The sequence below is a fragment of the Pseudomonas sp. GLN_2 genome, from assembly GCF_043106005.1.
Lineage (GTDB): Bacteria > Pseudomonadota > Gammaproteobacteria > Pseudomonadales > Pseudomonadaceae > Aquipseudomonas > Aquipseudomonas alloputida.
The window spans coordinates 161,346-180,391 of sequence record NZ_JBICMC010000041.1; the positions used below are offsets into that span (position 1 = coordinate 161,346).

General features: G+C 59.7%; 19 protein-coding genes. All 19 read left to right on the forward strand.

Going from position 1 to position 19,046, the window contains the following annotated elements; genetic code table 11:
* The first annotated feature begins 3 nt into the window (after positions 1-3).
* A complete protein-coding gene (locus ACF8Q6_RS11395) occupies positions 4-861 on the forward strand; it encodes a head maturation protease, ClpP-related (RefSeq protein WP_014591180.1) in 858 nt (285 codons plus the stop codon).
* A gap of 2 nt (positions 862-863) precedes the next feature.
* Positions 864-2,048 carry a phage major capsid protein gene (locus ACF8Q6_RS11400; RefSeq protein ID WP_392493316.1) on the forward strand — a complete coding sequence of 395 codons (1,185 nt, stop codon included), beginning with the start codon at positions 864-866 and terminating at the stop codon, positions 2,046-2,048.
* 47 nt (positions 2,049-2,095) lie between these two features.
* Positions 2,096-2,629 (forward strand): hypothetical protein, encoded by a 534-nt coding sequence (locus tag ACF8Q6_RS11405; RefSeq protein WP_392493318.1) that lies wholly within the window; start codon positions 2,096-2,098, stop codon positions 2,627-2,629.
* A gap of 3 nt (positions 2,630-2,632) precedes the next feature.
* The gene (locus tag ACF8Q6_RS11410) at positions 2,633-2,974 is read left to right on the forward strand and encodes a head-tail connector protein (protein WP_392493319.1); all 342 of its coding nucleotides are present in this window, start codon (positions 2,633-2,635) and stop codon (positions 2,972-2,974) included.
* A complete protein-coding gene (locus ACF8Q6_RS11415) occupies positions 2,971-3,297 on the forward strand; it encodes a phage head closure protein (protein ID WP_392493321.1) in 327 nt (108 codons plus the stop codon). Before ACF8Q6_RS11410 ends, ACF8Q6_RS11415 begins: the two co-directional genes overlap by 4 nt.
* A gap of 8 nt (positions 3,298-3,305) precedes the next feature.
* Entirely contained in the window at positions 3,306-3,485 is a 180-nt protein-coding gene (locus ACF8Q6_RS11420) for a hypothetical protein (RefSeq protein WP_110160072.1), read from the forward strand.
* 3 nt (positions 3,486-3,488) lie between these two features.
* Positions 3,489-4,064, forward strand: a complete 576-nt coding sequence (locus tag ACF8Q6_RS11425; RefSeq protein ID WP_392493323.1) for an HK97 gp10 family phage protein — start codon at positions 3,489-3,491, stop codon at positions 4,062-4,064.
* The gene (locus tag ACF8Q6_RS11430; RefSeq protein ID WP_129932790.1) at positions 4,057-4,443 is read left to right on the forward strand and encodes a DUF3168 domain-containing protein; all 387 of its coding nucleotides are present in this window, start codon (positions 4,057-4,059) and stop codon (positions 4,441-4,443) included. The genes ACF8Q6_RS11425 and ACF8Q6_RS11430 overlap by 8 nt, the downstream gene beginning before the upstream one ends.
* Before the next feature lie 55 nt (positions 4,444-4,498).
* Entirely contained in the window at positions 4,499-5,002 is a 504-nt protein-coding gene (locus tag ACF8Q6_RS11435; RefSeq protein ID WP_392493324.1) for a hypothetical protein, read from the forward strand.
* Positions 5,003-5,042: 40 nt separating this feature from the next.
* Positions 5,043-5,372 carry a hypothetical protein gene (locus ACF8Q6_RS11440; RefSeq protein WP_392493325.1) on the forward strand — a complete coding sequence of 110 codons (330 nt, stop codon included), beginning with the start codon at positions 5,043-5,045 and terminating at the stop codon, positions 5,370-5,372.
* Positions 5,373-5,675: 303 nt separating this feature from the next.
* A complete protein-coding gene (locus ACF8Q6_RS11445) occupies positions 5,676-6,002 on the forward strand; it encodes a hypothetical protein (protein WP_129932793.1) in 327 nt (108 codons plus the stop codon).
* Between the two features lie 55 nt (positions 6,003-6,057).
* Positions 6,058-9,456: a phage tail tape measure protein gene (locus ACF8Q6_RS11450; protein WP_392493327.1), complete on the forward strand. Its 3,399-nt coding sequence runs from the start codon at positions 6,058-6,060 to the stop codon at positions 9,454-9,456.
* Positions 9,453-9,938 carry a DUF1833 family protein gene (locus tag ACF8Q6_RS11455; protein WP_392493328.1) on the forward strand — a complete coding sequence of 162 codons (486 nt, stop codon included), beginning with the start codon at positions 9,453-9,455 and terminating at the stop codon, positions 9,936-9,938. Before ACF8Q6_RS11450 ends, ACF8Q6_RS11455 begins: the two co-directional genes overlap by 4 nt.
* On the forward strand, positions 9,938-10,339 hold the full coding sequence (locus ACF8Q6_RS11460; protein WP_392493329.1) for a hypothetical protein: 402 nt from the start codon (positions 9,938-9,940) through the stop codon (positions 10,337-10,339). The genes ACF8Q6_RS11455 and ACF8Q6_RS11460 overlap by 1 nt, the downstream gene beginning before the upstream one ends.
* Positions 10,311-13,415, forward strand: a complete 3,105-nt coding sequence (locus tag ACF8Q6_RS11465; RefSeq protein ID WP_392493331.1) for a host specificity factor TipJ family phage tail protein — start codon at positions 10,311-10,313, stop codon at positions 13,413-13,415. The genes ACF8Q6_RS11460 and ACF8Q6_RS11465 overlap by 29 nt, the downstream gene beginning before the upstream one ends.
* A gap of 86 nt (positions 13,416-13,501) precedes the next feature.
* Positions 13,502-13,900, forward strand: a complete 399-nt coding sequence (locus tag ACF8Q6_RS11470; RefSeq protein WP_392498808.1) for a hypothetical protein — start codon at positions 13,502-13,504, stop codon at positions 13,898-13,900.
* A gap of 43 nt (positions 13,901-13,943) precedes the next feature.
* Positions 13,944-15,881 (forward strand): hypothetical protein, encoded by a 1,938-nt coding sequence (locus ACF8Q6_RS11475; protein ID WP_392493333.1) that lies wholly within the window; start codon positions 13,944-13,946, stop codon positions 15,879-15,881.
* Between the two features lie 24 nt (positions 15,882-15,905).
* Positions 15,906-16,712 (forward strand): hypothetical protein, encoded by an 807-nt coding sequence (locus tag ACF8Q6_RS11480; protein ID WP_392493335.1) that lies wholly within the window; start codon positions 15,906-15,908, stop codon positions 16,710-16,712.
* A 102-nt stretch (positions 16,713-16,814) separates the two neighbouring features.
* Positions 16,815-18,911, forward strand: a complete 2,097-nt coding sequence (locus tag ACF8Q6_RS11485; RefSeq protein WP_392493336.1) for a tail fiber domain-containing protein — start codon at positions 16,815-16,817, stop codon at positions 18,909-18,911.
* The last annotated feature ends 135 nt before the right edge of the window (positions 18,912-19,046 follow it).

The window sequence follows — 19,046 nt, forward strand, 5'->3', positions numbered from 1 at the left end:
TCCATGAAACACAAGATCCAGTCTCGCGGCCTGCGCAGTGAGATGAGCCCGCGCGCGCTCGACAAATGGAATCCCGCGATCCAGGCGGCCGTTGAAAACACTTCGGACACCATCACGGTGTACGGCGTGATTGGTGAAGACTGGTATGGCGAGGGCGTCACGCTGAAACGAATCGATGCCGCCTTGCGGGCCATCGGCGAGCGCGACGTGACCGTTTACATCAACTCGCCGGGCGGCGACATGTTCGAAGGCATCGCCATCTACAACCGCCTCCAAGAGCACAGTCATGAGGTCACCACCAAGGTGCTCGGCATGGCGGCCAGCGCTGCCTCGATCGTTTTCCTGGCTGGCAAGAAGCGAGAGGTGGCCAGCAGTGCCTTCCTCATGATCCACAACTGCTGGACCTGGCTTGCCGGAAATCGCAACTACTTGCGCGACATCGCCAACGACATGGAGGAGTTCGACGCCGCGATGGCCGACCTCTATGCCGAGACCAGCGGGCAATCGGCGGAGGACATGGCCGAACTGATGGACGACGAAACCTATATCCGTGGCAAGCGTGCCGTGGAGCTTGGCTTGGCCACCGGGCTGTTGTCGTCCACCGAGGTAACCGAGCGAGAAACCGAAGATGCCGCCCAGGCCAATGCACTCAAGGCCATGGATGTAGCCCTGGCCAAAGGTGGCATGACTCGCTCAGAGCGTCGCGAACTGTTCGCCAATTTCAAGTCCGGCATGCCTCGCGCTGCCGGCGGGGGTACGCATAACGCTGCCCCGCCCGATAAGCCTCGCGCTGTCGCGCCAGACCTCTCCGCCTCTCTGAGCGCGGCAACCAACATCCTCAATTCTCTGAAAGGAAAGTGACCATGGACTTTGAAGCCCAAGTCAAGGAACTCAACGCCAGCCTCAAGGGCATTGGCGATCAGATCAAAAGCCAGGCCGAGGCCACCGAGAAGCAAATCAAGGCCTCCGGTGAAATGAATATCGAAACCCGCGCCAAGGTCGATGAACTGCTGGCCAAGCAGGGCGAGCTTCAGGCACGCCTGGGCGAGGCCGAGCAGAAGCTCGTGAACGCCAGTCGCGATCGCAATCATCAAGAAGAACCGCAGAAGTCGGTTGGCGCGCTCGTGATCGAAAGCGAAGAAATGAAGGACATGAATTCGTCCTTCCGCGGCTCTCGTCGTGTCTCTGTACCGCGGGCTGCTATCACCACCGCAACTGGCGGCGACCTAGTAGAGACTCAGCGCTTGCCGGGGATCATTGCTCCGCCGCAACGCCGACTGACCGTCCGCGACCTGGTCGCGCCGGGCACCACCGAATCGAACTCTATTGAGTACGTCCGTGAAACCGGCTTCACCAATAACGCCCGTACCGTGGCGGAGACCACGGCCAAGCCATACTCCGACCTGACCTTTGGCTTGGCCACTGCAAATGTGCGGACCATCGCCCATTTGTTCAAAGCCAGCCGGCAGATGCTGGACGATGCCAAAGCCCTGCAGAGCTATATCGACGGTCGGGCACGGTACGGCCTCAACATGGCGGAAGAAGCTCAGTTGCTTTACGGCAACGGCACCGGCGTGAACCTGCAGGGCCTCATGACCGTTGCGCAACTGTACGCCGCCCCGGCTGGCGTAGCTGTGGTGGGCGAGCAGCGCATTGATCGCCTGCGCCTGGCGCTGCTGCAGGCCGAACTGGCCGAGTTCCCATCCGACGGCATCGTGCTCAACCCGATCGACTGGGCGGCCATTGAGCTGACCAAGGACGGGGAAGGCCGCTACATCATCGGCCAGCCTCAGGAAGGCACCAACCCGAAACTCTGGAATCGCCCTGTGGTTTCTACCCAGGCCATGACCCAAGACGACTTCCTCGTCGGCGCGTTCAAGCTCGGCGCGCAGATCTTCGACCGGATGGAAATCGAAGTGCTGATCTCGACCGAGAACAGCGACGACTTCGAGAAGAACATGGCGACGATCCGTGCTGAAGAGCGTCTGGCCTTCGCCATTTACCGCGAAGAGGCCTTTGTGACCGGCCAGCTGACCGGCACGCCTTAACTCTTCGTAATGTGGCGTCAGCAATGGCGCCCTATTGGAGTACTCCGATGGCACGTAAACAGGAAACACCCGCTACCCCGGTTGAGGCGAAAGACCCTGCCGAGGCCACTGAATTCAGCACCGGCCGGACTGAAGGCTCCGGCTCTTCTCCATCACCTAACGCTGCACTCGCGCCAGAACAAGGTGAGGCGGAGGCTCCTGCAGCTGCTTTAGGTTCAGCGGAAGGCTCAGGCCAAGTGACACGAGAAGGACAAGCAACCGCGGGCTCTGGAGTGGATGTAATTGAGCCCGACCAGGGTGCCGGTGCTGATGTCTCCGTTAGTGGCGCCGCGGCATCCGAAGGCGCGAGCCAAGTAGCTTCAGACTTAACTGATAGCGGCCTCGATACTGATCCGTTGGCCGAAGGCGATCAGGTCGCGGCAAACCTCAATCCAGCGACTCTTCAGATTTATCCGCTGCGGTCGTACATGGATGAAGGCGAGCTTCGCCGTCGCGGCGGTCCAGCGTACACGGTAGCCCGCCGCCATGCTGAGGATCTGGTGGAGCGGAAATTGGCATCACTTGAGCCGCTGAAGGAGTAGATGATGTCGGTTATCAGCATGTCCATCGCTCGGCATCATCTCCGGGACCCCGACGATGCTGACGAATACCTGGAGCTCCTGATCGAGGCGGCGGAAGGGCAGGCGATGGACTATCTGAACCGCCGCTTTTATGCCGATCAGCAGGCGCTGGATGAGGCAATCGCTTCCGGCGAGGCTGGCGACTCTCCCATGGTCAGCAACAAGCAGATCAACGCTGCCTGTTTGCTGATCCTCGGCCACCTGTACGCGAACCGTGAGGACGTTGTGACCGGGACCATTGCCACCGAGTTGCCGAAAGGCTCGGTGGCGCTCCTGACCCCTCATCGTATTGGGTGGGGCGTATGAGAGCCGGTCCGCTACGTCACCGTTTTCAGGTGACGTTCCCGCACGAGGAGCGCAACAAGTCCGGGGGCGCCACGGTGACCTGGCTGCCCGCAGCTCGCCCCGAAATGTGGGGAGAAATACGGACGCCCAGTGGTCGGGTAGCGCCTATTGCTGAAAAGCTTGAGGCCGTCGTATCTGCCGAGATCATCGCCAGGTCGCGCGCCGACATTGCTGCCGGCTGGCGAGTCACCCGGCGCGGGGTCACTTACAGGGTCGAGGCTGTATTGCGTGACAATGAGAACACACTGATGCGGCTACTGTGCTCATCGGTACCCAACCCATGAGGTCAATCATGAAAATCCAAGCATTGGGCCCGCTGACCGGTGCGTCTGGCGAGCGCGAGAAGGGCGAAATCTTTGACGTGAAGAAGGAATATGGCGAAGGCCTGATCGCCCGTGGCTACGCGGTGGAAATCAAAGATCAGCCGGCCGCAACCGAAAAGCCCGCGAAGCCCGCCCAAGCCAAGGAGTAGCTTATGGCCCGCCGCTCGAAGATGCGCGGTGATATCCGCCTTCGGCGAACGCTGCGCAACATCCACAAGACCATGGACAACGAGCTGACGCCGGCCATGCGCAACGCGGCTGAGCGTGTCCTGGCCACGCAGCAGCAGTTGATGCCGAAGGGCACAGGAGCCGCCGCCGCCGCGCTGAAAATCTATGTCGCTCCTAGCGGCTTGGATGCGCAGATCGGCATTCGCGGTAAGCGCGATAACCGACGCTTCTTCTACTTGCGCTTCATCGAGTACGGGACCAAGGGCTATTCGGGCAAGATCTACCAGAGGGCCGACCGCAATGCTGTAGGCGGTGTGCATACCAAGAACCGCGACACGATGCAGCTCAGGGGGCGCCGCAACGCCATACGGCAGCGCGCGGTCAAGAACAAGTCCGATGGTCAGCACTTCTTCGGTAAGTACCCGGATATTCCGGCTAGGCCAGCGCACCCGTGGCTGCGCCCCTCGATGGACGTGAACCGCGAGTACGTGATGGCCGATATCGAAGTGGCAGTGCGCCGCACGCTCCGCAAGGCAAGCCAGGGGGTAGGCAATGGCTGATCCATCGCTAGCCCTGCAGGAGGCCATCTTCGCCAGGCTTCAAGCTGAGGTGAGTTGCCCGATCTACGACGGTGCGCCATTGAATGCGGATATGCCGTATGTGTCCATTGACCGGGAGGTATCGGTCAACAGCAGCCCAATCTCTGGCCGCAAGCGCGAAACACGTCTGCTGTACCTGTCGGTCTGGTCCGATGCCTTTGGCCAGGCCGAGGTCAAGCGCATCAACGGCGAGGTTATCGCCGCCTTGGACGAGCGCCGCCTGCCTCTGGAAGTCGGTCGTGCCGTCTCCGTTCGAGTTGAGCAGGCCGACGCCCAGCGCGATGCCGACGGCATCACCTATCAGGGCTCGATTACCGTCCGTGTAATCACCACCCACTGACTCACCCACTGGCCGCGCTGCGGCTTCTATCCAACGTGGCTTTGGAGGATCACCCATGCCCGCAGAAGACAACCTCAATACAGCCGCTGGCTGCCGCCTGTTCATCGGCGGCAAGACCGGGGCAACCACCAAAACCGAGTTCGAGGCCGACACCTATGTGCGTGTTGGTGAAATCGAAGACCTCGGCGAGTTCGGCGACACCTTCAGCAGTGTGACCTTCACGTCGCTCGAGGACGGCCGTGTGCGCAAGTACAAGGGCACGGCTGACGCCGGCGACATGACCATGACCGTGGGCCTGGATAACGGTGATGCTGGCCAGAACGCCGTCAAAACCGCCCACAAGGATCGCAGCAAGGTCGATTACAACATCAAGGTCACCCTCAACGACGGCGACCCTGATGCATCCCCGGCCATCAGCCCGACCACGTTCTACTACCGCGCGAAGGTGATGAACAACACCGTTGCAGCCGGCGCCGCTGACAACGTGGTGCGCCGCAACATCACCTTTGGCATCAACTCGGAAATCCTCGAGCTCCTGCCGGCACCTGTTACCCCATAAGCGCCCAGGGCTTTGCCCCCGGCCTCACAGGACCTGATCCATGAACAACACGTTGCACGGTACCGTTACCGTCAAGCTGGGTGATGAAGAGTTCACCCTTACCCCAACCCTGAAGGCTGTGCGGGCGATCGAGAGTCGCTTTGGTGGCCTGCGCGGTGCTTCCCAGGCGATCAACTCGCTCAGCGTCGACGGTTGCGCCGCCATCCTGGTGGCCGGTGCCGGCCTTGACGAGAAGGCCGCCAAGGCAGTGCTAGAGCAAGTTTGGCAGCACGGCGTTCTCGATGTGTCGATGCAGCTGAACGGCTACCTGATCGCGCTGTACAACCCGCGCGGCAAAGACGCGGGAAACGAACAAGCCGGGACGGCGTAAGCGTCATTGAGGATGGGAGTTACGTCGACCGGCTGTACTCAATCGCGACTGGCTGGCTTGGTTGGCAGCCTGATGTGGCTTGGCGAACGCCGCTGCCTGAACTGTTCATGGCACTGGATGCCAGGCTCGAGTGGTCGCAGATGACCAACCCCTTCGGCAAAGGGAAGCCCAAGGCCGCAAACAGAAGCCCAGCGCGTCAACAGTGGCAGAGAAGCTTCGTCAAGCCTTCACAGGAAGGAAAGCATAGGGGCCAGCGAGGCCAGAATCTTGGTATGGTTTCCGGCTCAACAAACGGAGCCCTTCATGATTAGGAAGATTACGCTTGCTGCTGCCCTTTCACTGCTTGTCTGTTCAGGGGCATTTGCTGCTGGAACAGCAGCTTCCAAGGCAGATCTGACTGCACTGAAAAGCGCAATGGAAGATAAACTGAAAGATGCAGAAAGTTCGAAGTTCAAAGATGTTCGGATTGCCAAGGATGGAACTACTTGCGGTCTTGTTAATGCTAAAAACTCATACGGAGCGTACTCGGGTTTCGAACCTTTCATTGCAATGAAACTTTCTACCGGAAAGTTTTTTGTACTGAGTATTGACGAAGCCGCTGGTCAAGTATGTTCTAGCAAAAATATCTAACTCTCTTTTTTACAGTTTAGGCTCGCCTTGTGCGGGCCTTTTTTTGGGATCGCATATGGCCGACCAACAAGTCCTGGGGATGCTGGTCCAGATTGAGGCGACCACTGCTCAGCTGCGTCGGGAGTTGGCCAATGCGGATCAGCTGGTCGCGCGGTCATCCCAGGCGATTGACCAGAGTCTGGCGAAGGTCGACTCAGCTTTTGATCGGGCCGGCGCAGCGGCGCAGCAGGCCGGCACTCTCATTCGTGGCGCATTTGCGGCGGTGGCCGGAGCCGGTCTGATCGGCGGAATCATCCAGCAAGTCGACGCCTATGAGCAGATGTCTGACAGGATGAAGGCTGCAGCTGGTAGCGCAAGCGAGTATCAGCTGGTTCAAGATCACTTGCTGCAAACTGCGCAGGAAACTTACCGGCCTCTGGCAGAAGCCCAAGAGCTTTATATCCGCACTGCGGAAGTTATGCGTAGCTTGGGCTTCAACACCCAGGAAACTTTGGATATCACCGACAGCTTCAGCTTTCTGCTGGTGACCAATGCAGCAGCTGCTGATAAAGCCGGTTCGGCGCTGGATGCGTATTCGAAGGCGCTGCAGACCGGCAAAGTCGAGGCGGATGGCTGGGTGTCCATTCAGGACGCCATGCCAACCATCGTTACTGCGATTGCCAGCGCCACCGGAAAGAGCGCCGAGGAGATCCGAAAGCTCGGTGTCGAAGGCAAACTGTCGCTCGATTACATCAATACCGGTCTGCTGCGCAATGTGGAGGTCAACCGCAAAGCTGCGGCCGAAATGTCCACCAGCGTTCAAGACGCCCTGATGAACATCAGCAACGCGATTGGCAGCTTCTTAGGGAAGATGGAGGAGCAGACCGGCGCTGTAGGCGGCCTATCCAAAGTACTCATTACTCTCGGTGAGAACGTTGATCTGATAGCTGTCGCAATTGGCGGTGCCGGTGTAGCCGCTCTCACTAACTACGCCGCCAAAACCTACTTGGCAGTGAAAGCAACACTTGCCCAGCGCGCCGCCCAAATACAAAGCGCTGAATCCGCTATCAGAGCTGCAGAAGCTCAGCGGATCTACGCGCAAGCACAAGTGTTACAAGCCGAAGCCTCAGTTGCTGCAGCTACTGGCTTGCAAAGACTTTCTCTGGTTCAGACCCAGCTAATCCCCAAGCAGGCCGCGCTCAAGTCGTCAACTGAAGCCCTTGCAATCGCGCAGGCGAATTTGGCGAGCACGACCATAAGGGGCGGGCTGATGGCGGTCCTTGGCGGGCCAATGGGTCTAGCCATGCTGGCGGGCACTGCGGCGGCAAGTTTCCTCCTGCTTCGCGACAATGCTGACCAGGCCGGTGCCAGTCTTGAGGATTTGCACAAACCTGTCTCGCAGCTTCGAGAGGAACTCCAGAAGCTGAACCAGGACCAGCGCGAAGCAGCCTTGGTCAAGTGGCAGCAGGAGCAGATCAAGGCCACGGATGAAATCAAGGACGCCTATGGCGAACTTGCCCAGGCCATCCGCTCTGCGACAGTGACAGCTCCTGCACGCGACTCGGGTGGTCAGTACAACAGGCAGCTGGCTGAATATCAGGGCGTCATCGACCGACTTAATGAGGCTCGATCCTCAGGTGCCGACCTTGCGCCCATCCTCAAGGAAGTAGGAGCCCGCCTGCAGCTGCCGGCTGCTACCGTTCAGGGCTGGATCACGCAGGCCGGCGCCGTCAGCGATGCTGACCAGCGTTCAGGGCTGATTGCCGAGACCTTGCGCGTCCTCACCGGGGTTACCAAGGAAAACACGGTAGCGACCGAAGCGAACAATGCCGCGAAGGCCGGCATGAGCAGCGCTGGTCAGACCTACCTGGAAACCCTGCAGAAACAGCTCGGCGGCCTGCAAGACAACAACGACGCGATCAAGATCGCAAACCGCTACATCGCAGAGAATGCGGACCTCACCGAGACAGATAGGCAGGCGATCCTGTCGGCAGCCAACGCCATCGAGGCGCAGAAGAAGGCCAACGACAAGGCCAACAAGGCCAAGCGAGAAGGCGAGTCCAAGTCAGAACAGGCTGCCAAAAAGCAGCTGAAAGACTTCGAGACAGCTGAGGAAGGCTACAAGCGCCAGATCGAGCTGATCAACACCACGGGCGACAAGCAGAAGGACGCAACCGAGGTCGCCAAGCTGTCCTTTGAGCTGCAGCAGGGCAAGCTCGGCAACCTGTCGAAGGTCCAGCAGAAACGGCTGCTTGAGCTGGCTGCTGAACTGGATGCGCTGAACAAAATCAAGAAGGCCAACGAGGACGACTTGAAACTCAGCGCCTTCAGGGCGGCCCAGCAGGCCGGGACTCAGACGGCTGCGAACGGATATGCCCAGGAGCTGGCCGGCATCGGCATGGGCGACAAGGCCCGTGACCGCATGCGCGCAGACCTGGCGCTTCGCCAGAAGTACGTGGAAGACCTCCAGAACCTGAATGAGCAGCGAAACGCAGGGCAGCTTGCCCCTGAGCTGTATGCCAGCGAAACACAGGTGCTTCAGGAAGAGCTCGGTAAACGGCTCCAGGCACAGCAGGACTTCTACGCGGCGGTTGATGAGCAGCAGTCCAACTGGATGAACGGGGTCCATGAGGCCTGGGCAAACTTCGCTGACGATGCGCAGAACTACTCCGCCCAAGCGGCCGATGCCACCACCAACATCTTGGGAAGTGCTCGAAGCGAACTGAGCACCTTCATGACCGATGTTGCTACCGAGACTGAAAGTGCTGGTGATGCTCTGGGCAACATGCTCAGCGGCTTTGCTGAATCGGTGCTCAATGCGCTGGCTGACATGGCCGCGCAGTGGCTCATTTACCAAGGGGTTCAGCTGCTCGTTGGCAAGACCACCCAGGCGAGCGCTGCGGGAATGATGGCGGCGAATGCCCAGGCGACAGCGCTGCAGGCCGGCCTGGCTGCATTTGCCTCGACTGCGGCAATTCCAATCGTTGGCCCGGCTCTGGCACCAGGTGCAATGGCCACAGCGCTCACTATCGCCAACCCGCTGGCTTCGGCCGTGGGCATGACCGCGATGTCGGGTGTGGGCTTCATGGATGGCGGCTACACGGGACACGGACGCAAGGATGAGGTCGCCGGCCCGGTGCACCGCGGTGAGTACGTGTTCGATGCTGAGGCTACCGCGCGCATTGGAGTAGGCACGCTGGAAGCCATCAGCGACGGTCGTGCCGCCTTCGTTGGTGGGCCGGGCAGTTCTTCGGCGGCCACTGCTGATTCAGTGCCCTCGACCAGCCCGGCGCCGGTTCAGCCTGCGCCCCAGGTCAACCTGTATGAGGATGCCAGTCGCGCAGGGCAAGTTCAGATGTCAACGGGCCCGGATGGTCGTCAGATCCTTGATATCTGCGTGGCAAGTATCCGGCAAGGCGGCGTGCTGGCCAAGGCTTACGAACAAACGTATGGGGCTAAAAGGGTGGGGCGATGACCGCGATTGCAACGCTGTACGCCTCTGGCGGCAAGGCGTGGATCATTCCGACCCTTGAGCTTCGTTGTCCAGCCTGGACGGCGCCGATCTACCTCTGTGCTGGCTTCGACGATGTGTTGGCCACCCTCGAGACAGGGGCCAAGGTGAAGTTCACCGCCGCAGCGTTCGATGCAGCGCTGCCCAAGCGCGACGACAGTGGTAGCCAGACGCTGACCTTTGCCATCGACAACGTCACCGGCGTAGCGCAGCAGCTGATCGATCAGGCGCTGGAGGCCCGGCAGAAGATCACTCTGGTGTTCCGGATCTTCCTGTCATCCGACCTGTCCGCATCTGCAGAGAAGCCGTACCGGATGACGGTGCTCAGCGGGTTCATGGAAGGGGCCAGCGTGCAACTGCAGGCTGGCTACTCCGACTACATCAATTTGGCCTGGCCAAGGCGCAAGTACACCTTGAGTTTCGCCCCCTGCCTTAGGTACGTGTGATGTTTGAAAGCTACTTGGCCGCCACCTACGAGGATGGCGGGCGCGGTCCTGCGCGCTTCGATTGCTGGGGAATGGCCAGAGCGGTGCGTCATGAGGTGTACGGCCTGCGGCTGCTACCGAGCTGGGGCTATGTCCGAAACACCATGCCGATGGAGTTCACCCGAGCGGTCAACCATGAAGCCGTTGGCATGGAGCGCTGCGAGCCGGAGGTCGGCGCTATCGCCTGCGTCTGGCGGGGCGATATCTGCATCCACGTTGCGCTGATCGTTGAGGCCGAAGGCCGGCTGCATGGCCTGGAGATGAAGCCCAGCGGGGCGACCATCAAGCTGCTTCGGCGATTTCAAGACCAGTACCTGAAAGTGAGTTATCACCGTGATCGAATTCTACCCGAGCAAGCTTGAGGGCTCCCCCCTGGAGCGCCACAGAACCGACAAGGTGATGACGATCGAGGGGTGGCTGCAGCGCAACGTGCCAGGGTACGCGCCGCGCTCGGCACCGCCCATCAGCATCGAGGTGAACGGGGTTTTCATTTCACCTGACCATTGGGGCAAGGTCGAGTTTTCTCCGATGGACACGGTCCGCATCTACCCAGAGCCCAAGGGCACAGGCCTTGAGGTGGCTGTGTGGGCGGTGGTGGCGGCCGTGGTGGCAGTCGGCGTCATCATGCTCACCCAGAAGCCGCTGGCCACCCCGACGAACAAGTCGCAAAAGGGGCAGAGCCTGAACTTGGCGAAGACCACCGGCAACCAGGTGAAGGTGGGGGACATAATCCGGGAGGTCGCCGGCCGCACGCGAATCTTCCCTGACTACCTGGTGCCCCCTCGGCACTACTTCGTCAACGAAACGGAGCAGTGGGTGGAGATGCTGCTGTGCGTTGGCGTGGGTGAGTTTGAGATCAACCCGACTGACGTGAAGATCGGCGATACCCCGATCGCATCGCTTGGGAGCACCGCGCGATACCGGATCTACGGCCCAGGCGAGTCGTTGGCTGATGAGCCGGCTCGGCTCTGGTGGCACAACTCCACCGAGGTTGGGTCAACCAGCACCGGCGGGGCAGGGCTCACGCTCACGACAACCACCACCGTGGCCCAGCAGTTTACGGGCGAATCGGTGCTGGTTGCCGACCATGTGCTGACCGTCCCAGAGGGCGCTGGCTGGTTCCCGCTCGGTTGGGACAGCGGAATGATCGCTCGCATTGAGGTGCCGTACCCGTACACATACACCGGTCCGGTTGATGGGAGCGCAACCGTGGTCAGCGGCCCGCATCTGACCATGCTAAAGCCGTTTGTTGGAATGCGTATCGAGATATCGGGCGCCAATGCTGGCGAGTACGTGGTGGCCAGTTATACGCCAGAGGTGCCAGGCACGCCGGCAGTGCCAGGTAGCGCCTCGATGGTAACCGGCAGCGCGGCGCCTACGCGCTTCGACTTCAATGTGACGCCGCTGAGCTTTACAGTTTCTCGGGGAGCCAGCGATTTCCCCGTTTCTCTGACCACTGCCACCACCGACCTCGCCGGCCTGGTGTCTGCAGTGAACGCCGCTTTGGCAGGCACGCCGTTAGTGGCCAGTGCATCGAGCGGGCGCTTGCGGATTGCTGAGCAGGCCGCGCCGTTCACCGGTACCGGCCTGACCATCACCGGTGTAGTCGTCGACATCCTGGGTGCGAGCCCCGTGTTTGCGACGGGCGTGAAATCTGAGGCGGCAACGGATGGTCAAGATGCCTCGATGACCATGGCGTATGACGGCGGCGCTCCAGCTGTAGGCCTGCAGACCGGTGAATTGCTTTCATCGATAGGCTATCGCGACATGCGTTACCGGATCACGGAAGTTTCTGATGATTCCGTGGACGATGACAGCGAGACCCCGGAAAACGAGAGCCATGGGCCTTCAGCGATCACAGTCGTCCGCCTGACCGACACCGGTTCGGTTGACGATGAGTGGGATGGGTTCGACGCGATCCAGAGCAATGGCGTGAGCGCCGTGCTGGACGGGTCAACCACTGAAGGCGACTGGGCGGGGTCGTTCGTGGTCTGCCCGGAGGGCGAGACTGTACGGCGGGTGGAGCTGGACTTCTTCTTACCGAGTGGCCTGATCCGCTACACCGAGAAGAACGGCAACCAGCGTCAGGTCAGCGTGAAGGTCGAGGCGCAATACCGCGATGCTAGCACGGCAGGTGACTGGACCTCCGTTTTCTGGACCTTCACTGCAACCCGCCGAGATCAGATCGCTTTCACCCGAGCGGTAACCTTCCCGACCTACATGCGTGGGGAAATGCGGGTCCGCCGAATCGGTGAAGAGTCTACTGCCAACACCAAGCAGGACCGCGTGCAGTGGTATGGCATGCGCGCCAGAATCGACAAGGCGCCGCTGCGCTATCCCGGCGTGACGGTGATCGCGGTCTATGCCCGGGGCGGTACCAAGCTGTCAGCACAGTCCGAGAGCCAGGTATCAGTGATCGGCACGCGAAAGCTGCCGGTGCTGGTCGATGGCGCCTGGTCGGCGCCGACAGCTACCCGGAACATCGCACCCTGGGTCCACTACGTAGCGGAGGATGCCGGCGCCACTGACGACGATCTGGATATCGAAGAGTTCGTGCGCCACGGTGCTACTTGGCAAAGTCGGGGAGACTACTTCGACTTCGCAGTAGAGGAGGCGGGCACGGTCAAGGACGCCCTGAACGATGCGTTGAAGGCCGGGTTTGCTAAGTTCACGCTTGAGCGCGGACGGATCACGCCCGTGCGCGATGAGCTGCGCACCCAGATCGGCAAGATGTACACGCCGCAGAACATGACCAGTTCCCTGAAGCGTGCGTTCACACTGCCGGCACCGGATGACTACGACGGGGTGCTTATCAAGTACCGGGACGGGAACACCTGGGCGGAAGAAACGGTGAAGTGCAAGCTGGACGGTGACGCATTCAGCAGGGTCGAGGAAATCACGCTCGATGGCGTCACTGACCGCGATCGTGCCTGGCGGTATGGCATGCGGCAGCGCCGGGCGCAGGTCTACCAGACCAAAAGCTACAGCTGGAGCACCGAGCTCTCGGCGCTCAATAGCGGTTACCTCAGCTATGACGCTGTGGCAGATGACATTCCGGGGTACGCCCAGTCCGCGGTAATGGTTGATTGTTCCCATGGAGAGGGGCCGGTAATCGTTGAAAGCAGCGAGCCGTTTACTTGGGAATCCGGGAAGACCCATGTGCTCGCAGTTCGCAGGCCTGATGGTTCTGTCAGTGGGCCATGGGCTGCGGCGCGCCTGGACGACTACAGAGTAATCATCCCGACGATTGATTTCGAACCGGATCTTTCCCTGGAGATTGAGCCCCCGCACTTGCTGTTCGGCGTCTCGAACAGGTGGTGCTACCCGGTCCTCATCACATCCATCGAGCCGGGTGACTACTCGGCGGATATGGAGGCGGTCAACTACGACGCGCGTGTCTACGCGGATGACGACAACTTTGCACCTGAGGATGCTTGAGGATGCTGACCTTTCCGGATGATCTCCCGCTGCCAGTGGGGGATGGGTACGGCTTCAAGCCCGTAAGTCCGATAGTCAGGACGACGATGTCGAGTGGTCGGGCCATGCAGCGGCGGCGGTTCGGCAGCGTCCCTACGCTGCTACCCGTCAGCTGGTTGCTCTCGACAGCAGAGGCCAAGCTGTTTGAGGGGTGGTGCAAGTGGGGGATCGGGTGGGCCGACTGGTTTCTCTGCCCGCTTCGGACTCCGCTGGGGCTGAAGCCGCATCGCGCCAGGTTCACCGACATCTACACCGGTCCCGAGTTTGTGAGCGATGACGTGTGGCGCTACACGGCCACGCTTGAGCTCTTCGAACTGCCAATCATTGACGAAGCCGAGTTCACCTCGCTGCTTGCCGGCATGCCAATCGCGGTAATGACGGCCCAGCTCCGCGCCTTGCTGGAACGCTGGTACACCAAGTCTTGGCCAGGCGCCACGGCTATCTAATTCTCTGCCCACTTCGGTGGGCTTTTTTTCGCCTGGAGTAAACATGAGCGGAGCAGAAGATCTCGCGCGCTTGACACAAACGATCGACAAGACCGACGAGCTGCTACTGTCGCCGGAAGTGAAAATGGTGGAGGTGTCGCCTGGGGTATGGCGCCCGTCCAGCGCTATGGTAATGGCTAACCTGTCGACCTTGCTTGGCGGAGCGATGCCGTACACTTCTGTAGCGCTAGGGCTGGAAGGAACTGCTGACGGCACCAACTTCAGCGTGCTTTCCAGCGCGCAGGACGAGTACGTCAATGTTTATCGGAACGAAAGTGGCGCGGCGATGTTCGTCGACAGCTACCCAAATGCAAAAGCAACGCAGATGGCCAGTGGGCTAGCCGAAACGGCGTATGGTCTGTCCTACCCTCAGTCTCTTGATGAGGAGTTTCCCTGGGCGATTCTCGATCAGTACTTCCGAGCAATCCTCGCCATCAAGAAGAATGGTGCTGTGCATGCGGTTCTGGACAAGCTGCCAGGCCTTGACCTTCTTGGCGAGTATGCATGGGCCATCACCGATACCAATGGCGTGGTGCTGCTGGGCATCAAGTGGTCTGGCGAGGTCGTGGTTTATGGTCTGAGCACCGGCGCCGTGAGTGCATTTGCTGATGGCCCGATTGGCGGCCAGGATATCTGGGTGCTTATCGATGGCGTGCCGTACCAGGTCACGTCGAGCGGCGATAACTTCTCGCCGCAAGTGTCCAGCGGCCGGCTCAGCTATATCCGCCGCAGCGGGTCAGTCTCCTCGGTGACAGTCGATGTACCGCTGCCCGGCTCGGTAGCCCCTTTCGTCACCACTTTGCTGCACATCGTCAGCTCCGGCCAGTCGCTATCGATGGGCGCGACTGCCGCACCAACCACCTTGCAGCCGCCGACTGCGAACCGCCTTCTGACTCTGCAGGACGGGGTGCGGCTGACCAATCAGGACGATACCCTCACGGCAGCCATGGTGGCGCCCTTCAAGCCGCTGGTAGCCAAGACCAACGAAGTGCCGGCCGTTCAGCTGGCCGCGCAGCTCAACCGGACCCGCGGTATCCCGAGTAATGCCGGTTTGTTGGTCAGCTGTCACGGCCGAGGCGGCTACGCGATCGCTGCCTTGAGCAAGGGCACGTTGCCGTATACCAACTTGATCACCGCTGTGACCAACGCCAAGGCTGAGGCCGTTCGTTTGGGGTTGGGTTACCGGGTGCCGTTCGTTGACTGGATTCACGGTGAGAACGACGCCAACCGGGCCCAGGGGGTTTACCTGGCGGCTCTGTTACAGCTGCAGACCGACTATGACACCGACATTCGTGCAATCAGCGCTCAGCCGCAGACGGTGCCCTTGCTGCTCGACCAGATCAGCAACTGGACGATGTACAGCACGGCCACCAGCTTCGTCCCCTTGGAACAGCTGCAGGCGGCGCTGACCTACCCGACCCGCTTCTATTGCGCCGGGCCCAAGTACTGGCTGCAGACCAATACTGACGGGATTCACCTGGCAGCAGAGAACTCGATGCGCCTTGGCGTCATGCACGATCGGGCGGCCCAGGCCATCATCAATGGAGCATCTTGGAAGCCAACCCATGCGGTGTCGGCCACCAGGGGTGGCTCCGTGGTGACGCTGCGCTTCCATACCCCATCCGGCCCGCTGGTAATCGACACCGTAAACGTCACCGACCCGGGCAACCTGGGTATCCGTTACGTTGATGACTCCGGCGTGGCCACTATCCAGAGCGTGAAGCTGCTTGGCGATAACACCCTCGAGGTCACGCTGAGTGCAGTCCCCACAGGGGCAAACCCATACATTGGCATTGCCGATATCGGCACCGTGGGCGCCGCAGGTGGTCCGGTTACCGGTCCGCGCGCATGCCTGCGCGACAGCAGCACTGACCTCGATGGCTACGGCCAGCCTGTCTACAACTGGACCTGTCACCAGCGCATCAATGTACAAGCCGCATAACCCCAAGCAATCAAGGAAATGAACATGGCTGGACAAATGATCGTTCTACCAGGCGTAACAGCCGCGGCGGGCGCTGGGGCTCCTCGCGTCAATATGAACACCCCCGATACCATCGCGGCCAAGATCTCCACGCTCAAGCACTCCGTTGCCGCCCGTTCGCTCACGGCTGGCGCTGGCGGCGGGGTAGTGGGGCGCTGCCGTGTGACTGGCGCAGCACTTACCCCAAAGGGTAGCCAGGCCATTAATTTGGCAGTAAGCGAAATTGCAGGTCGCCTGGGGCTAGGCATCAATGGATCAGGCTCTGCTGGTCTCGCGCTTCCGGCTGGAAGTCTCAGCAGTTCGTTCACCCTGGTGGCGGCGGTCAACCTCAATGCCACTGACGCAGCGGGAACGTATCCGATCAACTTCCTCTCTGGGTTCGACCCGTCGGATACCTATATCAGTGCCTTGCTGAGAGCCTACGGCTCAGCCGCGTCCGTCTACCCGAGCAAGATTGGAAGCAACACTGGAACCACTGGGACGTGGTCTTTCGCAAACTCGCCAGCGGCCGGGTGGGCGATTGTTGTGGTGGACTACAACAACGCAACCCGCACCATGTCGGTAAGCGTGAACCAGGCCGTCACCTTCACGGTCGCGACCATGCCCGCCAGTTACGCGCCGGCGTCCGGCTCTTACATCGAGGTCGGTTATCACATTGACGCATCAAGCATTCGCAACTCGAAGCTCGGTGACCTGTACACCTTCAGCGACTCGCTTCTGAAGACCGATCTGGGCAAGTCGCAGCTGGCTGAATTGGTTGAAGCCATGAAGGCGTACTACAGCATTGCCTGATCCCGCCTGAACCAAACGGCCGCCTCAAGCGGTTTTTTTGTACCTGAAATTAGTCTGATCGCCGAAGGCGATTCTAATTGTCAATAGAATGGAGTTACATCAGTGACAAATGTAAATGGTTTGCACGACATTGTTTCGGTAATGGATTTTGGAGCCATTGGTGATGGGGTTACCGATTCTGCTAGTGCATTTGTAAATGCATCAGCTGCCACTTCACAGGTTGTTCGTGTGCCTGTTGGTAATTTTGTGGTCAACCTGACGCAGGCCAATTCTTCGGCGATTTTGGACTTGCTAAAGCGGATACGCGTTGATGGATTTCTTTCCATCTTTGTCCCAGTAGGGGTTGTCACGCTGACAGAACAGGTTGTAATTAATAGCCCAGACCTAAATCGTATACAGATTGTGGGTTCAGCGCCTGTTACGAAAACAGTAACCAGTTTGGTATCGGTAACCGGTTCAGCTAAGGCTTACAGTGTAACGCTCAATATCCCAAGCAGTACGGGCATCAGTGTTGGAGACTACGCCATACTCCGCATTCTGGCTGGTACCGGCGATTACGACGCTCACAGTGGCATCTGGAGGATTACGGCTGTCGGCGCTGGGCAGGTGACTGTTCTAAACACCCACCACGCTGCGGCTTTTCCAGCAGGTGAAATCACAAACGGCACGCTGACTGTGCTTAAGTCCCGCTTCCAATTTAACGGCTGCGACGGCTTCAGGTTTGAGGGGGGGGAGGCGCTTGCTCGCTTTGATCAGTTCGCCATCGTGGGTGACTGGTCGGTTTCTGCTGGCACGGGCACAGCGGGTGCGCATGGCCTTGTCATGTGTCTTCCAGTCATTACTGGTGGCGCTAGCAGCAATGCAAACTTCTCCCCATCAGGGAATGGTATCGCCGGCCCCGTACTTGGCGTATCGGGATTTGGCGAACAAGGTATTGTCTGTGCTGGCCGGTCTCACTTAGTAGCCAACTATGTGGTCTCGAGCTCCAACCGCAAGCGTGGTTGGTATGCGGAGGGTGGTCACATCCGGGCAAAGCTAAGTATCGGATCTGGAAACGGAGAGGATGGTTTTATTTGCGACGTAAATGGTGCCATGCGGCTAACTCAGTGTATCGCGTCAGGAAATGGCCTGCAGGGCATGATCTCCATCAACAACAGTTTCCTTGGGGCTAGCGGCAGCCGGGCAACTGGCAATCTGGGGAACGGTTATGAGATTCGTGGACCTGGCCGTCTGGAAGTAAACGATTGCCAGTCGATTAACAACAAGGCCTCGGGGTTCTCGGCGTCCTATGGTGGAATGATTTTGTGCCCTCGTTCTGAAGGCTCTAGAAATGGCGCCACCGGATATGATGCCACGGCAGGAGGTATCATTGACGCAGAGGGTTCCACCGCGGTTGGGAATACTGGGTATGGCTACCGTGCTCAATTCGGCAGTGTTCTACGGGCAACCGGCGCTACTGTTGCCGATAACGGATCTGGCCCATACTTTTCGCGCGATGGTTCACCACTGTTTGAAGCTAATGGTTCCGTTTCTGTGCTCAACGTTCCGACTTACTCGGTCGGCCATCGCTTCTACGACTCGGTAAAGGCTGTTTACTACGGTCTTTCTACAAACAGTGTCGGCGATCTATCGCTCAGTGCAGGCGTGAATCCTGCTTGGGTATTTAAAGCCGATGGTGTGCTACACCCATCGGTAGACAACGGTCCAACTTTCGGTAGGGCGTCCAACCGTCCTTCTGTTCTGTTCGCTGGTACCGGTACGATTAACACCTCTGACGGCCGCGAGAAAACAGATGTTCGTACACTCGACTCGCGTGAACTCAAGGTTGGGTTGCGTCTTGCGAATGAGCTGGGCGTGTACCAGTGGTTGGGCGAAATCAATAATAAGGGCGGAGATGGGGCGCGTCTTCACCTGGGCATGACTGTCCAGCGTGCCATGGCAATATTTGAGGAGGAGGGGCTTGACCCGTGTCGCTACGGCCTCATATGCCACGACACCTGGGAGGATGAATACGAAACTGTCCCAGCCCAATACAGTGAAGCCGGCGAACTTGTTGCGGATGCGTATGTACGATTGGTGGCTGCCGCGGGCGATCGATACGGCTTCCGTGAAAATGAACTGCACTCTTTGATGATCCGAGCCCTGGCACATGAGCAAGCGTCAATCAAAGACCGTCTGGCGGCACTTGAGGCAGAGTAGTTCTGCTCTCCCGTCACTAGCGGCTGGCTCATACGTTGAGGTCAGCTGACACATCGACGCCGAGAATCTGCAGCTCGAAGCTTGGCGACCTGTATACCTTCAGCGATTCGCTGCTGCGGACTGAACTCGGCAAGA